11 protein-coding genes are annotated in these 18832 nt (G+C 48.6%); 9 read left to right on the top strand and 2 right to left on the bottom strand.

The window, feature by feature from the left end; genetic code table 11:
* Complete coding sequence (locus ACXIT9_RS13735) at window positions 1-1170, bottom strand: amylo-alpha-1,6-glucosidase (protein ID WP_458056814.1); 1170 nt, start codon at window positions 1168-1170, stop codon at window positions 1-3.
* Entirely contained in the window at window positions 1155-2744 is a 1590-nt protein-coding gene (locus tag ACXIT9_RS13740) for a sodium:solute symporter (protein WP_458056815.1), read from the bottom strand. The genes ACXIT9_RS13735 and ACXIT9_RS13740 overlap by 16 nt, the downstream gene beginning before the upstream one ends.
* Before the next feature lie 288 nt (window positions 2745-3032).
* On the opposite strand from ACXIT9_RS13740, the gene ACXIT9_RS13745 reads away from it, so the two are divergent.
* From ACXIT9_RS13745 to ACXIT9_RS13785, 9 genes are all read left to right on the top strand, one after another.
* Window positions 3033-4100 (top strand): LacI family DNA-binding transcriptional regulator, encoded by a 1068-nt coding sequence (locus ACXIT9_RS13745; RefSeq protein WP_458056816.1) that lies wholly within the window; start codon window positions 3033-3035, stop codon window positions 4098-4100.
* A 433-nt stretch (window positions 4101-4533) separates the two neighbouring features.
* On the top strand, window positions 4534-6552 hold the full coding sequence (locus ACXIT9_RS13750) for an alpha-amylase family glycosyl hydrolase (RefSeq protein WP_458056817.1): 2019 nt from the start codon (window positions 4534-4536) through the stop codon (window positions 6550-6552).
* Window positions 6553-6920: 368 nt separating this feature from the next.
* Window positions 6921-9335, top strand: a complete 2415-nt coding sequence (locus ACXIT9_RS13755; protein WP_458056818.1) for a TonB-dependent receptor — start codon at window positions 6921-6923, stop codon at window positions 9333-9335.
* Window positions 9336-9434: 99 nt separating this feature from the next.
* Window positions 9435-10358, top strand: coding sequence for a DUF4625 domain-containing protein (locus ACXIT9_RS13760; RefSeq protein ID WP_458056819.1), 924 nt, complete (start codon window positions 9435-9437; stop codon window positions 10356-10358).
* A gap of 279 nt (window positions 10359-10637) precedes the next feature.
* Window positions 10638-11066 carry a hypothetical protein gene (locus ACXIT9_RS13765; RefSeq protein ID WP_458056820.1) on the top strand — a complete coding sequence of 143 codons (429 nt, stop codon included), beginning with the start codon at window positions 10638-10640 and terminating at the stop codon, window positions 11064-11066.
* A 294-nt stretch (window positions 11067-11360) separates the two neighbouring features.
* Complete coding sequence (locus ACXIT9_RS13770) at window positions 11361-14990, top strand: T9SS type A sorting domain-containing protein (RefSeq protein WP_458056821.1); 3630 nt, start codon at window positions 11361-11363, stop codon at window positions 14988-14990.
* A 166-nt stretch (window positions 14991-15156) separates the two neighbouring features.
* Window positions 15157-16329, top strand: coding sequence for an HlyD family secretion protein (locus ACXIT9_RS13775; RefSeq protein WP_458056822.1), 1173 nt, complete (start codon window positions 15157-15159; stop codon window positions 16327-16329).
* 11 nt (window positions 16330-16340) lie between these two features.
* Window positions 16341-18512 carry a peptidase domain-containing ABC transporter gene (locus ACXIT9_RS13780; RefSeq protein ID WP_458056823.1) on the top strand — a complete coding sequence of 724 codons (2172 nt, stop codon included), beginning with the start codon at window positions 16341-16343 and terminating at the stop codon, window positions 18510-18512.
* Between the two features lie 20 nt (window positions 18513-18532).
* Window positions 18533-18793, top strand: coding sequence for a DNA-binding protein (locus ACXIT9_RS13785; RefSeq protein WP_458056824.1), 261 nt, complete (start codon window positions 18533-18535; stop codon window positions 18791-18793).
* The last annotated feature ends 39 nt before the right edge of the window (window positions 18794-18832 follow it).

Here is an 18832-nt window from a genome sequence, read left to right on the forward strand (position 1 = left end):
TTAAGCGCTTAGAGAAAATCCATTGGTAATGCCTTGATAGAGGAGAACTTGACCTGCCGCACTCCAGGTGCAAGCTGGTACACCACATGGGAGTTCGCTCAAGCCGTGAAAACATTCGTTAAAGGAATAGTTTTCTTGTGCATTTAGCCTGTCGAGGCGGGCATACACCTCTTTGGCCGCCTCTTGGGAAAGGTGTTTTTGGGTGGCTAGGCCATAAAAGCCAAGTACCATGGGCCAGATACCACCATTATGAAATTCGTGGGGCTTGTTTCGGAAGGTGTAGCGATAATTTTGGCGCAGTAGCGCAAAGTCTGCTGCATTTTCATCCACTACGGGTGAAAAAACAGGGAGCATGGGAGCCAATTTTGTTACCGCTTCCAAGGTATGTGCCGGACTGGGATGTATATCGAACAGCATGGCAAGCGCATTTCCAAACAGATCCAAATAGGGCTGATAGCCTGCAGGATGAAAGCCTGCCAAGAGGTAGGGCAGGGGCCCCTTTTCAGCCAGCAGGCGCTCCCGTGCAGTCGGGTGAATGCAGCTCGCGTCGGGGTTGCTGGCCAACCAATAATTTTTCTCGATGGCCTGTTGAATGCGGGATCCTTTTTCGGAGTAGCCCTCGTCTTGCAGCGCCTTTCCGGCCAGTTTCAGTGCGGCGCAGCGCAAAACCTGGTCGTAGAGGGTATAGCCGTGCAGGAGGTATTCGTCGGCCCAGTCTCCTGCTAGTGGTACATAGAGCAGGTTACGGTTATTGTATTCCCAGGCTTGGTACAGGTTAAAAATCCGCGCGATGCGTTCCCTTTGCGCCAGCAAAAAGGCACGGTCACCTGTCCAGTGGGCATAAAGGCAAAGCCCGATGATCCACCAACTTCCTGTGTCCGCCCTGCCGGCGAGTCCGCCGAGGCTTACGTCTGCACGATCGGTGGCCACGTTAGAGGGAATATGGCCCTCTGGGCTTTGAAATTCTCCTAGGCGCTGCAGGGTGCGTCGAAATGTTTCGATAAGTGTTTCCTCACGGCTCGCTAAAGCTGCCAGGCCGGTGATCACCCCGTCGCGGGCCCAGATACGCGGATAGTTTTCTCCAGCGGCGGCGGAGGCCAAGAAGCCATTAGGATGGCTGGCTTTCCGCATGCAGGAAAGCGCTTCGAGATAACCTAACGGAAGTTCCATACGATAATAGCGGTTAGAATCAGGAGGAGGATAGATAAGACACGGTAGTTTTTATACCAGGGGAGTGCGCGTAGGGCGGCAGTTTCATCCGTGTAGATGCTGTTTTTCCAGGTATACTCTTCGATTTGATCCGGGCGCGGCGCTGGGGAGACCAAGCTTACAGCGACATAGATAATAGAGCAGCAGACGAAAAGCAGTGGTGCTGTGTGCAGGAAATGCCACTGACTAATGGCCAGCTCAGGAGCCACTACCTTTAAGGTAATTAGGGTAGCGGCGATGCCAAAGCCTGAGATCAGGCTGTAAAAGGCCCCATTGGCATTGCCTTTTTTCCAGAACATGCCCCAAATGAAGACCACTACAACAGGTGGCGCGATCATGCCGACCACGATCTGGAGATACTTAAATAAAGAATCGAACTTTTCGATTTGCGGCGTCCAAGCCGCGGCTAACAGCACCAAGATCACAGTGGAAATCTGTCCCACACGAACTAGCTGCGTGCTGCTGAGGCCTGGCTTCGCCTTTTTTACGAAGTCCATGGTGATGAGCGTAGAAGCGGAGTTTAGCGTGGCACTGATACTAGAGGACATGGCGGCAAGCAGTCCGGCCATGAGTAGACCGATGAGTCCTGCGGGGAGCAAGTTGAATACCAGCGTAGGAAATACGGTATCAGCATTTTCGAGGTCTGGGAACAGAACGCGGGCCATGGTTCCGGGAAGCACCATAAAGAAGAGCACGGGAAGCTTCAGTAAGCCAGCGAAGAGGGCTCCCCATCGGCCATGGTTCAGGTCCTTTGCGGTCAGGACCCGCTGCACCATAAATTGATTATTAGCCCAGAAATAAAAACCAAGCAGGGGAACCCCGAAGAGCAGGCCTGTCCAGGGGACGGAGGGATCGTCGATGGGGCGGATGAGGGAAATCATGTCTGGAGGGGTGACAGCGCGTACATTCTCCCAGCCGCCTACTTCGGTATAGGTGATATAGGTCAGCACCAAGGAACCTGCCAGGAGTAAGATGGCTTGAATGACCTCTGTGTGAACGACGGCATTTAGTCCACCAGGGATGGTGTATGCTGCTGCCGCAAAGGCCAGTAAAAGGATAATGAGCGACATGCTCACTTCTGGAAAGACGAGTTTTAAGATTAGGGAACCGGCGTAGAGTCCAGCAGCTGTTTCGATGAGCACATTCCCGATGAGTGTGATAAAAGAGAAATAATAGCGACTGCGGCTATCGTAACGGCGTTCCAGAAATTCGGGCATGGTGTATACCCCTGAGCGCAGGTAAAAGGGTAAGAAGAAAATGGAGAAGAACACCAAGATGACTGCAGCCATCCATTCATAGTTATAGACCGAAATTCCCGTGCTGTAGGCGTCGCCAGCCAGTCCGATGAGGGTGGTGCTGGAAATGTTCGCCGCAAAGAGCGATATCCCGACGACAGGCCAGGTCATGCTGCGACCGGCCAGGAAATAATCTTCGGAACTGTTACGTTTAGAGTGGTAGAGCCCATAAAAAATCATGCCCACCAGGTAGACGAACATGATGATGAGGTCGATACGATGCAGTAAAGTGGTATCCATTTAGGTTAAATTTCAGGAGTTTATTTGGGGATTTACGAACTAAACGGCTTTGATACTGTTTTTTTTCGCGCCCTACAAGAATGCGGAAAGTTTTACAGATAGGCAAGAAATAAAATACTGCAATCGATTGCGGGATCGGTTGATATTTTATTATTTAGACAAACTCTAAATAAATAAAGCTAAAAAAAACTAATTGGAAGCTTTAGGTGCTTCAAGATTTTTTCCTAATTTTAAGAAAAAGATTCATTATTTCACCTTTATCATCCATTGATTCTGAACTGACAGACCATGAGCGACAAGAGTAAAGTGACACTTAAGGACATTGCGAAAGAGCTTGGAATTTCAGTGTCTACGGCCTCCCGGGCATTAAAGGCGCACCCGGATATCGCCAAGGAAACCGTGCGCGCGGTGAAGGAGCTGGCGGAAAAATATCAGTATGTGCCTAACTCCCTTGCGATCAGTTTTCGGAAAAAGAAGACGTTTAATATCGGCTTGGTGGTGCCCGAAATTGTGCATCATTTTTTTTCCAACATTATCAGCGGGGCCATCGCCACAGCGAATCAGTCGGGGTACAATGTGATGGTTTCCCAGTCGAACGATGTGCTACAGGACGAGAAGGCTGCTGTAAACGCCATGCTCCACAGCGGAGTAGATGGCTTGCTCATAAGTATTTCTAACGAAACGGTATTAGGAGAACATATCCAGGAGCTCATGCATGCAGGCAAGCCCGTGGTGCAGATGGATAAGGTGACGGATCATCTGAAAACGCCTCAAGTGATCGTGGATGATTTCGATGGCGCCTATCAAGCGGTGCAGCACTTGATTCAAAATGGCTATCGTAAAATCGCACATTTTCGCGGTCGTCCTATAGTGAAAAATGCCAATCAGCGTTATTTCGGTTACCTGCAAGCGTTAAAGGATGCCGGCATTAACCCAGAGAAAGACTGGGTAAAACACTGCGTTCACATCAATGAGACCGAGGGCTACCTTTTTGCTAAGGAGCTATTAGAGGGCCCTAATCCCCCAGATGCTTTTTTTTGTATCACCGACTTGGTAGCCCTTGGGGTGCTCCGCTACCTGAAAGAACATAAAATTCAAGTACCCGGTGAGGTGGGGCTGATGGGATTCAGCAATTGGAAGCTGGCGGAAATCTCCTCCCCATCGCTGAGTACAGTGGACCAGCACGGATATGAAATCGGCGTACGCGCCACCCAAATTTTATTGGACTCCTTAGCCGGGGCCAGCATCTCCTCTGATGCAATTACAGAGATCAAAACCAATCTTGTCATCCGTGAGTCTTCCCAAAAAAAATATGCTTCCCACCAGACACCAAAGGCTTTAGTAGGTAACAATTAATTCATTTTTCTTGGTGCTCGCATAACATTCCCGTAACTTTGCGGCATATTATGGAGTTTGATACAATTTTCGCTTTCGTTTTCCTTAGTCTCGTCTATGGTTTGGCCATCCTGGCACTCCTCCCTAGATCTTGGGCAAAAAAATTTAGCCACGCACCCGGGTTCTATTTTTCCCCCTATGCTACACCAAAGAAATCACTTGTAGGACCGGTATTTTTCTCCTTTGTTCTCGGCTATTTCATCGCTGCCATCATGGTTTATTTTTACATGTAAGCAAAAAGTATATTCTTTCACGCAATCGATTTTTCTTTTCTTCCAAGAGCTTTATTCCTACAACAAATGGTGTTTTAGGCGCACTCAGCGCTTTTCTTTTCAGAAGGTAGCTTTGTGAATAGAAAAATGTTTCCGTACCTTGAGCCTATACGCTTGAGATTATGAAGGAATCTACCGACACCTTAGCCTTATGCCAGGAGCCCTGGTTGAAGCCTTATGCTTCGCTCATTCAAGACCGCCATCAGCGCTATCTACTTGCCCTTCAGAGTTTAGAAGACCAATACGGTGATGTGCGCGAATTTGCCTCCGCCCATCAGCTATACGGGATTCACTGGGACCCGATTCGCCGCGGTTGGTACTATCGAGAATGGGCGCCTGCGGCAAAGGCCCTGTACCTCACCGGGGACTTCAACTGGTGGGATCGTCGTAGCCATCCACTAAAGCGCAATCATCGAGGCGATTGGGAAATTTTTCTTCCTTTCGCGTCCTATCGAGAGACCTTCGTTCATGGAAGTGCGATAAAAGTAGTGGTCATCGGCGCTAATGATACCGAGCTTGATCGAATTCCCGCTTATATGCGCAGGGTAATCCAAGATCCCGAAACGCATAATTTCTCGGGCCAACTCTGGTTTCCGGAGCGAGGCTACCAGTGGAAAAAAGAATCTTTTCAGGCACGCCATAAATCCGAAGGCTTATTCATTTACGAGTGTCACGTGGGCATGGCTTTAGAAGAAGAAAAAGTGGGGAGCTATGTAGAATTTACACAACAAATTCTTCCACGCATCCATGCGGCAGGATATACGGCCATTCAACTCATGGCCATCATGGAGCATCCCTACTATGGATCATTCGGTTATCATGTGAGTAATTTCTTCGCAGCCTCCTCGCGCTTCGGCACGCCGGAGGAGCTTAAAGCCCTGATCGATGAGGCGCATGCGCGCGGTATCGCTGTGATTCTGGATGTCGTGCATAGCCATGCGGTAAAAAATGTCTATGAAGGTCTTAATGAATTTGACGGCACGCCAGATCAGTATTTCCATCCCGGCGAAAGGGGCTATCATGAAGGCTGGGATTCTAAATTATTTCAGTACGGTAAGTGGGAAGTGCTACAGTTTTTGCTCAGCAACCTCCGCTTCTGGATGGAAGAATACCGTTTCGACGGTTTTCGCTTTGATGGCGTTACCTCTATGCTGTACACGCACCATGGACATACTGACTTTAGCGATGCCGCTCGTTATTTCGATGAAGGCGTAGATCAAGATGCTGTCCTGTATTTCCAGTTGGCCAATCATCTAATTCATCGTATACACCCCGATGCCATAAGCATAGCAGAGGAAGTTACAGGCATGCCTGGACTGGCGCGCGCGCTGGAAGAGGGTGGCTTAGGGTTTGATTTTCGACTAGCTATGGGGATACCGGATTTTTGGATCAAAACACTCAAGCATGCTCCGGATGAGCACTGGGATATGTTCGGCCTCTGGCATGCACTTACTGACCGTCCTACTCATGAGGCCACAGTAGCCTATGCCGAAAGCCATGATCAAGCCTTGGTAGGCGATAAATCCATTGCCTTTTGGCTCATGGATAAGGAAATGTACCATCAAATGCACGTAGGAAGTGAAAGTTTGGTCATCGATCGTGGCATAGCATTGCATAAGCTAATTCGTATGCTGACACTATCTTTAGGTGGAGAAGCGTACATGAATTTTATCGGAAATGAATTTGGCCACCCGGAGTGGGTAGATTTTCCCCGAGAAGGTAATCAGTGGTCTTATCAGTACGCCCGCCGGCAGTGGTCGCTGGTCGATAATGAAGCCCTTCGCTTTAAAGATCTTTTTGCCTGGGATAAGGCGATGCTGGCACTAGCGAAAGAAGCTGGTTTTTTGACCTTCGGTCAAAGGATAATTCAGCATCACCTAGACGCAGATCAAAAGGGTCTCATTTACGAGAAAGGAGGGTATCTAGTGCTTGTCAATCTTCATCCAAGTAAAGTGTGGGAGATCCCTTGTGCACTTTTGCCCGAAGGGCCACTACAGCTCTGCCTGAGTTCGGATGAAAAGCGCTTCGGAGGTTTTGGCCGTGATGAGGACTTATTCGGGCAGGTTTGGGCGGTTGGAAAAGAAGGTACACACCTGCTGGCGCCGCGTAAGTTGCAAGTATTTAAGCGTTTAGTGTCTTGACGGGTACTTGAGATAGGCTGAGGCCTTAACATGAAAAATGGGGGGCATAAAAAAAGGAGGGGATCGAAACCCCCTCCCTTGCCAATAATTATTTTCAACTAAACTAAACTACAAGAAAAGCTCACTCTCCGTATGAGTAGTGTTGGTCTTTTCAGGATTGGCTATTCCTTTTAACGCAGGCAGAGCGACGATGTTACACGTATTAGGCAGTATAACGCTTAGAATTGTTCTTATTTTAGGGTGTAAATGAGAAATTGACCTTGTAACGTAGTGGATGAAACGAAGGACCCTAATTCTTGTAATCGCATCAACGTTGCAAAAAGCGTATTTTTGAGTTAACTTGCAACATCATTTCATCAAACACGTATTTGCTTGAAATTGTCTTGGACTACCCCATGTTGCTGCGTCTGCCCGTAAGTATATTTTTCTTCCTGAGTCTGCTTGTTTGTAGTAAAGCACTGCATGCGGAGCAGCTTTTTGTGGTTCAGGGTAGAGTCTTAAGTGAGACCGGGGAGGGACTTCCTGCGATGGTGTCGCTAAAGGAAGTACGTAAAGGCACTGTCGCGGACATGGAGGGCAATTTTACGCTAAAGGATCTTCGTCCAGGCACCTATCACCTACAAGTATCCATGTTGGGCTACCGCACGGAGCAAGTCCTACTGGAGCTAGGAGGTACCTTTACCGAAAAGTTGGCCATCGTTCTTCGAGAGTCCACTCTTGATCTGCAAGAAGCTGTCATTCAAGCGAATCCATTTCGTAATGGTCCCATTCAGTTCAGCCAAACAGTAGAGGTATTGGATCGCTCGTACGTGGAGCGCATGCAGGCCGTCACCTTTGCAGCTGCGCTGGAAAAACTTCCCGGACTGACCACCATAAATACGGGAGTAGGGATTTCTAAGCCGGTGATACGGGGCTTAAGTTTTAATCGGATAATGATAAATGATCGGGGGATTAAGCAAGAGGGGCAGCAGTGGGGGGCCGACCATGGGCTGGAAATCGACCCTTTTGATGTGGAGCGCGTAGAGGTGATAAAAGGCCCTGGAAGCCTAATCTACGGTTCAGATGGAATGGCAGGTGTAATTAACTTGCTGCCTGCGGCCCACCCTGAAAAAGGGATTTTGCGCGGTGATATTATCAGCTCATATCGTACCAATAATGACATGTGGAGCACTTCTGCAGGCCTAGAAGGTCGAGAAGGGGACTGGGTGTTCCGTGGAAGACTTACTTTTCAGGACTATGCAGACTACCGAATTCCTACGGATCGTTTTACGTATGCTGGCTTTGTACTCCCCATTTTCGATGGGAGACTTAAAAATACCGCAGGCCGAGAACGGCATTTTAGCCTTTCAAGTGGAGTGGTAAAAAAATGGGGTGAGAGCACACTGACGGTGAGTCGTTTCCATCAGTTGGCAGGGATATTCCCTGGAGCGGTGGGGATTCCGAATAGTTTCAATTTGCAGCATCGCGGGGGGAATAGGAATATTTCTTTGCCCCAGCAGGACAATACCCACTGGAAAGTCCTGCATAATACCCGTATTCAACTCGGAAATAACTGGTTAGAGGTGGATTTAGGGTATCAGCGTAACCTTCGGGAAGAAAATAGTCCGCCTCATGTGCATGGGCAGGCTCCTACGCCGGAGGGCACTTTGGCCTTAGGCCTAGATTTGGATACCTACACGGCAAATGCCCGCTTTTACCGGCATTTTGGACGTGGGGTGCAACAGATTTTCGGTTTTCAGTGGCAGCGCATGGAAAATCAGCAGCGTGGCTTCGAGTTTTTGCTGCCAAACTTTACAAGCGAGCAGGCTGGATTCTTCTTTTTTCACGAGCAATCCGCGCGGGAAGGGTTTACCTGGAATGCAGGCCTTCGCTTGGACTTCGGGACGCATATGATTCAGGAGCATCTCCAGCCTATCTTTCGGCGTCAGCAGCCTACTGGAGAATTTGAGCAGCGAAATGCTGATATCGACCGTTTTATGGGAAATCTCAGTGGTGGTACGGGCCTAAGTTGGCTTATACATCCGGATCATTTGTTGAAAGTAAACCTAGGTTCGGCATTTCGTATGCCTACTGCCATCGAACTTGCTACAAATGGTGTTCATCATGGCAATTTCCGGCATGAAATCGGTAATCCCGACCTGCGGCCGGAGCGTTCGTATCAAGTGGATGTTAGCTATGCATGGCAGAGGAAATCGTTTTATCTGGCGCTTACACCGTTCTGGTCCTTCTATGAAGGGTTTATTTATTTAGCACCTACGGGGAGATTTAGTACACTCCCTGCGTCCGGCATGATGTGGGAGTATCGCCAGCATGATGCCGTCTTTATGGGAACGGAGCTAAAGGCGGAATGGAAGCTACACCGTCGCTGGACGCTAAGCAGTGCATTTGAATATGTGTATAATTATAATTTGGATACAGGACTTCCTTTACCTTTAACTCCCCCTTTATCGGTGCTAAACGGGCTGCGTTATGAGGCAAAGTCTAACTCTGGAGCAGTGCGCCAGTGGGGGGGCTTTATCGAGCATCGCATCAGTGCTGCACAGAATAGAGTGGATCGAAATGAGCTCCGTACCGATGGATTCATGCTTCTAGAGGCAGGATTTCATGTTAATCTTCGGCTTTTCCAGCAGCCTATTCAGGTGCAGGCCTCCGGCCAAAACCTACTGGATACTTTTTACTTCAATCATCTTTCTCGGTACCGCCTACTGAATCTGCCCGAGCAAGGAAGGAATTTTATCCTCACCCTAAAGGTACCCATAGGAGAAAAGAATGAAAAAAATTAAAGAAAATTTAATCGGTTGTGTAACCTTGTTGCATAGTCGGCGTTCTTATCCTATATTTGCAATAATATTGCATTAAATAACTACCCACATATTTATACAATGAAAAAGAAATTACTATTTCCCGTGATGCTAGCAGGCGTAATCGCCTTTGCATGTGACAGTGAAGATGACAGCGTACGCGACATGGAAGCTCCCACGATTACGTTCGCAGAAAATCGCGATGGATTCCGTCCGGCCATGAATGAGATTCGTTCGCGTGCCACCGATCATATGCACGTCCGTTTCAGCGTACAGGATGAGTCAGGCATTCAGCAGGTACGCATCGATATCCATGGAGGATTTGATGGTCATACGCATGGTCGTGTTTCTGGAGCTTTCGAGATGTTGATGGTTAATGATATCATCGATGTCAATGGTGATCGTTTTTACAACCATGACGACTCTAGTTTAGACGTGTATTGGGAAGGAAATGATCCTCGTAACCGCATCGAGACTAACGTCTTAGCAGGTCCTTATCACATTTCAATCGATGCTACTGACATTTTTGGAAACGCTACGGGGCATGCAGACGGTTCAACAGTATCGAAAACTTTCTTTATCGAGCGTCCTTACGCACCGGAATTTTTAATTGATAATGCCGTTAATGGTGCATTTACGGCCGCTGCTGGTGCGCCTCTACAGGTTGAAGGAAAAGTAGAGGTGACCAATCACCCATTGAGTTCTGAGCTCGCCTTCTTTTGGGCACGTGTGAGCACGGAAAATAGCGATGATGAAGATCTTGTGTTGGCTGGCAATGACATTTATGAGCGTATGTGGGGCAGAAGTATGCACCGCGTAGATAATAATGGCGATCGCTTCCGAGGCCCTGCGCTTCCCAATACTTCGATGTTGGATTTCGCTACTTTATTCTCAGGAGACGCTGCCATTAATGTGCCGACAGGTAACGATACTTTATGGCTCATACTTTGGGCAGAAGATACCGCTGGAAATGTGACGAGACGTGCTTTCCGCATCAACCGATAATAGAATTGGATTTAGAATTATTTAACCCCTTGGTTATTGCCGAGGGGTTTTTTTCGTTAAATATCAGGTAGCTATAGGACTAAGGTCACCTAATACTCGTGTCCTATTCGTATCTTTGTAAAAGAATTCAACGATTAAACTAACTAAAGCTCGATCAGCCACGTTATCCATCATATGTTTGCTATGAAAAACCTCTCATTACTATTGCTTGCTGGATTACTATCCCTCTCCTTAGTCGGGTGTAGGGATTCAGAAGACAGCCCCCGTTACAGAAATCAAGTGGAGTACCCCTTATTCCAGGGGAATGCCCCTTTTGCCTTCGATGGAACGTTTACCGTTCGTGAGTTGGAAGACGGCACGCTTACCTTAGATCTTCGCATGAATGGTCCGAAGGGAGATGCTAGCGTGGCATTTCCTGCTCACCTGCATTTTGGATCCTATAATGAAGTGGATGCAGACATCGCCTTTTTGCTGACACCTGTAAACAGTGAAACTCTACGTTCGGAAACAGTCCTCGGGTCTTTATCGAATGGCAAAACGTTAACCTTCGCCGATTTCCAAAATTTCGATGGCCATATAAAAGTACATCTAGCCGATAGCGGTCCTGAGTATGAGCAGATACTGGTGGCTGGAAATGTAGGTCGTAACGATACAAGTCCAGAAGCCTTCGATGCAACAGCCATTACGGTCTGTAGCCCCTATTATTAATACGAAAGGCCATCTCTTCGTGCCAGTAGGTAGCAAGTAGAGATGGCCTTTTGGTAGCTCTTCTAAAGTTTTCCTCATCACTTTTATTATTTTCTTTTTAGGCCTTCTTTAGTAAAATGGGAGGAGTGAATGTTATTTTTTTATCTTGATCATTTAGAATTAACACTTTTACATCTTTGTTTTCCGAAAAATAGTTGCTCTAATTTTTTTTGTTTTCCATAAAAAAGTAACAATTTATTGCGAATCACTGTATAGTTATTTTAAATTAGCGCCTAACCACACAATTATTCCTTTATGACACGTGTTTTACTTTACCTCGGGATATTCCTGCTGGTGCAGGGGGAGTACGCCCACGGACAATCCTCGTCCACCAAGGTTCCACTAGCGGGCAAAGTATACGCGAGCTCAGAATCTGAACTGAGGCCAGCCGCTTTGCTAGTAGATGGTGACCTCAGCTCGTCTTGGCAATCTACAGCGCCTTTTCCAGATGCATTTTATGCTTCAGAGCGGCAAAATTCTCTACTTAAAGCAGACTGGACCGCTCCTGCAGGCCTAAACTTAAATCTGGCCCTAGACGGCAATCTGCAATCCTTTACCCCAAATATCCCCGTTTCGGAAGGCCTGGCTGAGGTGCGCTTTACTTTTCCTGTTCCTGAGACCATTCATCGACTGGGGATTCGTTTGCGGAATGTGAGCCAACCGGTTCATGTGCACCTGCAAGATGCTCAAGGAAACACCCTACAGACCCTTACCTACGCAGCGAGCCAAAACTTTCAACATCTGCGTTTTTCTCCCGAGCAGGCGGGCGTCACAACACTGCTCCTGAGCAGTTCTGCTTCCTTCGGCATTTTTGAAATCGGAACTACTGCAGGACTCTTAACGGAATTTGTGGGTATAGAATTAACTGAAGATCAGCTGGTAACCTCTGTTGAGCTGAAGCATTTTCCCGGAAGTGGCAGTGCAAGTGCAAGTGCCTTATACGGTGGGCTGGACCGGGAGCATTTAAATCTCCTGCAGGCTTTAGATCCCAACTACCCAGGAACTGTCACGGTAGATCTTGCCGAACCGACGCTTTTGCGTTTTATCGAGATTCGACATACCGTACTTCCTGAAAACTGGCGTCGGGTTAGTGCTTTTCATCTGCAGGCTTTCGCCGAATCTAGTGATACTTCCGCCTCTGACGGGGATTCTGGTACCGGACAAAGTCCAGATTTCCCGAGCCATTGGGACCCTTATGCAGGAGTTTATCCTAGTCTTTCTAGTACCTCCACTGCTTCTGCCAGTTCCACGGTGAATTTGCAGACGAACGCCCCTGATTTGATCATAGACGAAGACTTTTCGAGTAGTTGGATTTCGAGTAATCCACTTCCTGATCGCTATGCCAGTGCGAACCATCAGAATGTGCTCCTGCATCTTTTCGGCTTTGCCTCCGGCAATGTGCCCGTACAGGCAGCCACAGACGGTGCATGGGGCATACGTACCGCTACCATTCCCGTAGATTCCCAAGCAGGGCTGGCCTGGTATGAACTCAGTGTACCTGAAACCAGTATACGTGGTCTAAATGCTCGTTTTGCCAATCATACGGCACCTATTTTCATCCGCCTCAACACAGCTGATGCCCGTGACACGACGCTCGTTTATCCGGTAGGAGGGAGTCCGAATCGTCATTTTATGCCGCAGCTTGCAGGAGTTACCGATATACGGATTACTTCTGCCGCGCCATTTATCATTCATGAAATCGCTGCCTATAGCCAACCGCTTCGGGAATACGTAACCTTAGATCTGGGTGAGCTGAAAGAGGTAAGCTGGGTGCGTAGTAGACATTTTAATGGCGTCGGAAATGTCCTAGGTAGCTACCTGGAAGTCGGGCAGGATTCTACAGACATGCGGCAAGTGGCCACCCTAAATCCGTCGGCAATCCATTACGAAAGTATACGTTTCGACAGTGCTTTAAGCATCCGATATGTGCGTGTTGTGCATGAAATCGTCGATGAAAACTTTAAGAAAGCCAGCGTCCAAGAGCTCACGGTGTACGATGCCTTCGGTGCCTTTGGGCCACCGCCCCAAGCAAAAAGGCAACAACATAGCTTTTCTGATCTCTTAGGCATCAACACCGTGTGGGCCTGGGGAACCAACCGCATTCCTAGCTTACAAGGGCCGGAAGAGGGCGCACAAAAATTTATTCGAGCCGGCAGAAATGCGCGTAACTATCATAATTTACATTGGGATACAGCAGATCCAGACGAAACCCCCAGCTACACACGCGGTGATGTGCGGGTCTTACGCGGCTGGACGCAGTGGCTTAGAGAATATGCTGACTGGCAGGAAAAAGGCTTCACGGTGAATGCCACCTACACCTTCGATCGTTTCCAAGAAACGGCATGGAATACTCCTTACGCCTCAGCTGCTGCTTTGGGCACCGCTTTCGCTTCTGTATTCGGTCCCTCTCATGAAAATTTGGTGCAAACTGTCGAAATCGGAAATGAACCTTGGGATTATAGTGATAGCACGTATGTCGCCATCTTAGAAGGTATGTCCAAAGCCATGAAGACGGCAGATCCCCATTTGAAAGTCTTGCCAGCAGCACTTCAGGCTTCCAATCCTTTTATGGGCAACACGGGCGTAAGTAAAAACTTTATGGGCTATAAATTGTCCCCACGAGCGGCTCCCTATTTGGACGGCGTAAACATTCACGTCTACAGTTATACGCGGGATGCTGCAGGAAATCGCATCGCTGTGCATCCCGAACATCCTGAATCCGGCATGCGTAATCTCTTCGCGGGCATTCGCTTCCGTGACCACAATATGCCAGGGAAAGAGATCCATGTCACGGAGTGGGGCTGGGACGCGTCTAGCCTGAACGAGCAGGCCGTAAATACCGAAGCCGTAAGTGAGCAGGCGCAGGCCCTGTATGCGCTGCGGGGATTGTTTTGGCTCAGCCGTATGGGAGTGGACCGCGCAGATTGGTTCTTCTATGCGAATGTGCCCATGGAAGATGGGGGTACGCCGATCAACTATGACCGCTCGGGATTGACGGAGTCTCGACTGTTTGGTTTCCGAGAAAAATTGGCCTTTAAAGCCATGGAACGCATGCAAAACCTCATGGGGGATCTGTATTTTCATGGCATCGTCGAAGAATCGGAGCATGCCTATATCTATGTGTTGGCTAATACTGCTGGGGAGCCTTCCCATCTCTTGGCATGGCGCCCTGTGCCGGGAGACCAACTGGAAGAGCTGGAGCATGCCTTTTTCTACCCCTACGCAGCTCAGGAGGCTTTCCGCATCAGCGGCCAAAGCACTGATTTGGAGCCAATAACACTGGATATCCAAGAAGGTGAGTTTCGACTTCCACTTTCTGCAGCACCGCTATTAGTACCCCTACTTCCGATGCAGCAGACGCTGGCAGACCAAGCGCTACGATTGGAAGTAAGCCAAAAAGAGGGGCTTAAGGCAGTTTTACGCCTGCAAACCAAGCAGCCTTTAGAGCAGCTGGGGGAGGTAGAGCTCGCTGGCGGATTTCAGCAGGCCCAGCTGCTTGCAGACGCTGAGAAGCATTGGCAGCGACAAGACCCACATACCTGGATTTTGGAGCTGGACGAGATGCCCTTAGGCTGGCACCAGACGACGGCAGTACTCAAGCAGTATCAGTTGGAATCGAACCGCGTAGAAGTGGAAATTAAAGGTCAGGCAAGTTTATTCCCTAATCCAGCACGGGAAGTTAGCCACCTTGTTTTTCGCTCAGCTATCCGTGGTGGAGTGGATGTTTACGTGCATGATACACAGGGGCGCCTGCGGCAAAGTTTTTCAATCGCGCCCGGGCTGAGCCGCCTAGAGCTCTCGCTTATGGATTTAAAGGCTGGGGTGTATATCATGTCTGTGGACTTCGGGGCCTACACCGAGCGTATTCGATTTATTAAGCAGTAAAATGCTTTCTTTAAGCACTTGTTCGATGTCCCCATCCTACGCCTTGAGTACGGATGGGGACTTTTTTAGGGTATAGTACTTTTTAAACGGTTTTAAACGCTTCTTTCCCGACTGTAAGCTAGTCCGCGCATTAAGTTTACAGTCTATCGAAAAATTTTTTATGCGTATGCGCAAGTCATCACTTTTTCCTCCTGAAATTATAAAGGGCACTGTAGAGGTGTACGATGCCCGAATCGGAGTGACACAAAAATCCATCTACCTCTTATTAGTGTCCTTAGTGCTATGTGCAATACTGGCACTTCCCCTGGTGCAGGTCGCTGTGAGTGTGGATGCAGCAGGGGCTCTACAATCAGCAGTCCGAGCGAATGTGGTCCAGCTTCCACTCTCTGGTCGGGTGCAAGAGGTTTTTTTGCGTCAAAATCGCCAAGTGAAAGCGGGGGATTTATTACTTTCCCTGGATGTGGAGGCTGTAAATTCTGAGCTGGCTGAGCTCCGCCAAAGTTTAGCCTATCAAGAAGGCGTACAGTCAGATCTAGCCTACTTATTAGGAACGGCAGTTGAAAAAAAGGAAGAGCGGCCATTTCGGAGTAAGCGCGTGGAAAACCAGTGGAAAGCCTATCAGGCGCAGCTAGTGCAGCGCCAAAGCCCTATTCGCAAGGCGGAGCGGGATTTTGAGCGCGCACAAAACTTATTTGCAGCCAAGGTTTTGCCTTTCACCGAATTCGACGAGGTCCAGGTGCACTACCAGCAGGAGCGTTTGCTATTTCAAGCGTTTCAAGAGCAAAAGTTGGCGGAATTTGCACTAGCAATGGAGCAGGTAGAGCTGGAGATTTCGCGCTTGAAGCAGCAAGAGGCGCGCTTGCTGGCCAATGTCTCTATGCATCATGTTTACGCGGGTGTGTCCGGGAATTTATTGCAAGTGGCTGACATCCGCCCGGGAGATATGTTGCTGGCAGGTGAAAAAATAGCCCAAATTTCACCTCAGGAAACGCTACGAGCGCATGTGCTCGTTCCAGCGCAGGACATCGCTTTTTTACAGGAAGGGCAGGAGGTCTGGTTTCAGGTAGATGCCTTCCATCATCATATCTGGGGCCTGCTGAAAGGGAAAGTCCTCGACATCGGTGCGGATCGGGAATTTTTTGGCGAACAGCAGGCAGGATACTGGGTCGTATGCGCTCTGGATGCCGAAGCGCTCACGCGCAAAGATGGAACGGTGGGAGCACTTAAGAAGGGGATGCAAGTGCAGGCTCGCTTTCAAGTTGGCAAAAGGAGCCTCTGGCATCTGCTGTATCAGCGGCTAGACCGCTGGTTTAGTCCACATCAAGTATCTACGAACTAATTTTTTAAACGATGATACGAAAAGAGATCAAGCAAAGAGACATTACTGACTGCGGAGCGGCTTGCCTGGCTTCCGTCGCAGCGCATTATAAGTTGAAGCTTTCGGTGGCCAAGATCCGGCAAATGGCGGCAACCAATACAAAGGGAACCAGCGTGATGGGCATGTTACAGGCAGCCGAGAAAATGGGCTTTTCTGCTAAAGGAGTACGCGGAAACGCAGCGGCACTGCAGGAGATCAATTATCCCGCGATTGCACATGTGCAGCTGAAAAGTGGTCTCCTGCACTTCGTCGTCCTGTACCGCCTGGCCAAAGAGAAGGTACAGTATATGGATCCGGCAGATGGGCGCATGCATGTCGAAGGGCTGGAAGCATTCCTAGAAAAATGGACGGGTGTGCTTCTCCTTATAATGCCGCATGCCGACTTCCAGGCAGGCGATCATACAATCTCCATTTGGCAGCGCTTTGGATACCTTTTGCGCCCGCACCGCTCCGTGCTTTTACAAGCGCTGGTCGGAGCGATTCTTTATACCGTGCTGGGCCTAGCCTCTTCGCTGTACGTCCAAAAATTAGTAGATACTGTATTTGTAGGAGGAAATGTGGGCTTACTCCATCTACTTTCCTGTGCCATGCTCTTGATCTTACTTTTCCAAATGGGCATTGGGTTTTTAAAAAATCTATTCGTCTTCAAGGTAGGCCAAAAGATTGATGCCCGGCTGATCTTGGGCTATTACAAGCATGTGCTGCGGCTACCGCAAAGCTTTTTTGACTCCATGCGTGTAGGTGAAATCGTATCACGTATCAATGATGCGGTTAAAATTCGGCTCTTCATCAATGACACACTTATCGGATTGGTTGTCAACGTTTGTGTTGTTCTTTTTTCCTTTGCACTCATGCTGCTTTTTTATTGGAAACTAGCACTTATCCTGCTAGCGATTATTCCCATATATGCCTTGCTCTATGTGATCACCAATAAGCTCAACAAGAAAACGGAACGGAAGCTTATGGAAGATGGCGCGGAGTTAGATGCCCATCTTGTTGAGTCTCTTAACGGTATAGGTACGATTAAACGCTTTGGCGCCGAGGAATTTGTGAGCATGAAAATGGAAACACGCTTTACAGATTTGCTTCGAAGTGTGTATCGCTCTGGAATGGTAAGCTTTTTTACAGGCACTAGCTCTGAGTTTGTGTCACGTGCATTTGCTTTATTGATCATGTGGGTGGGCGCAGGGTATGTGTTGCAACAAGCCCTGAGTCCGGGTGAACTGATGTCATTCTATGCCTTGAGTGGTTATCTGACGGGGCCGATTAGTGCTTTGGTAGGCATGAACAAGACGATTCAGAATGCCTGGATTGCGGCTGATCGCCTTTTTGAAATCATGGAGCTGACCGAAGAGGAAAAAGAAGTGGAAAGTGTTTGCTATGGTTTACCGGCTGAGCCGATTCGGTCTATCCGGTTTGAGCAGGTACACTTTCGCTATGGGGCCAAAGCGCCTGTCTTCACTGACTTTTCGGCCGAATTTCAGGCTGGTAAAATCAGCGCACTGGTGGGAGAGAGCGGCTCTGGAAAAAGTACCCTGATGGCGCTATTACAAGGGATTTATCCCCTGGAGAAAGGAAAAATTTGGTTCGGGGGGCATGAGTTGCGCTACCTAACGCCAGAAAGCTTACGCGAACGTATCGCTGTGGTGCCTCAGGATGTGACCTTATTTGCTGGGGATTTATTAAGTAACATCGCACTAGGTGATTATTCGCCAGATGTGGAGCGTGTCTTGGAGCTATGTTCACGCCTGGGAATGGATAGCTTTATTGACACCCTTCCTCAGGGCCTGGCGACGCATGTTGGCGAGCATGGCGCTACACTTTCTGGTGGACAAAAGCAACGGATAGCCTTGGCTCGAGCGCTCTATCGAAATCCAGAAATTGTCATTTTGGATGAAGCCACAGCGGCCTTGGATGCGCATTCGGAGCGTATCATCCAACAGTGCCTGCTTGACTTAGCCCAGCAGGGCAAAACTATTCTTTGCATTACACATCGCCTCGCAGCAGTGCAGCCATACGACGAAATCTTTGTTTTAGCAGCCGGAAGGGTGGTGGAAAAAGGAAATCACCGGCAACTGATCTCTCTTCAAGGTGTCTACTATGAAATGATTCGCAAACAAGCTGTGTTCCTGCAGGCCGCTTGAACCGATTACCCCCAGTACCTATGGAACTTTTTCTCCAAATCGAACGCATTAAATTCCTCAATCAACTTCTACAACAAGAAAATACAGGAACTCCGGATATGCTTGCCTCGCGCTTAGGAATAAGCCGTTCTAAATTATACACGATTTTAGAACAACTACGCGATATTGGCTTGGAAATAAAGTATTCACGAATGCGCCAGACTTTTTATTGTGAAGAAGGCAGCGAGTTACAGTTCGAGGTTACCATACGTGTGATAAAAAAGAATCGAGCTTCGGCGTAGGATTTTCGCGCAGACTTGTAGCTACGCTTTTTCGCCTGT

The organism is Nitritalea sp. (assembly GCF_054166705.1).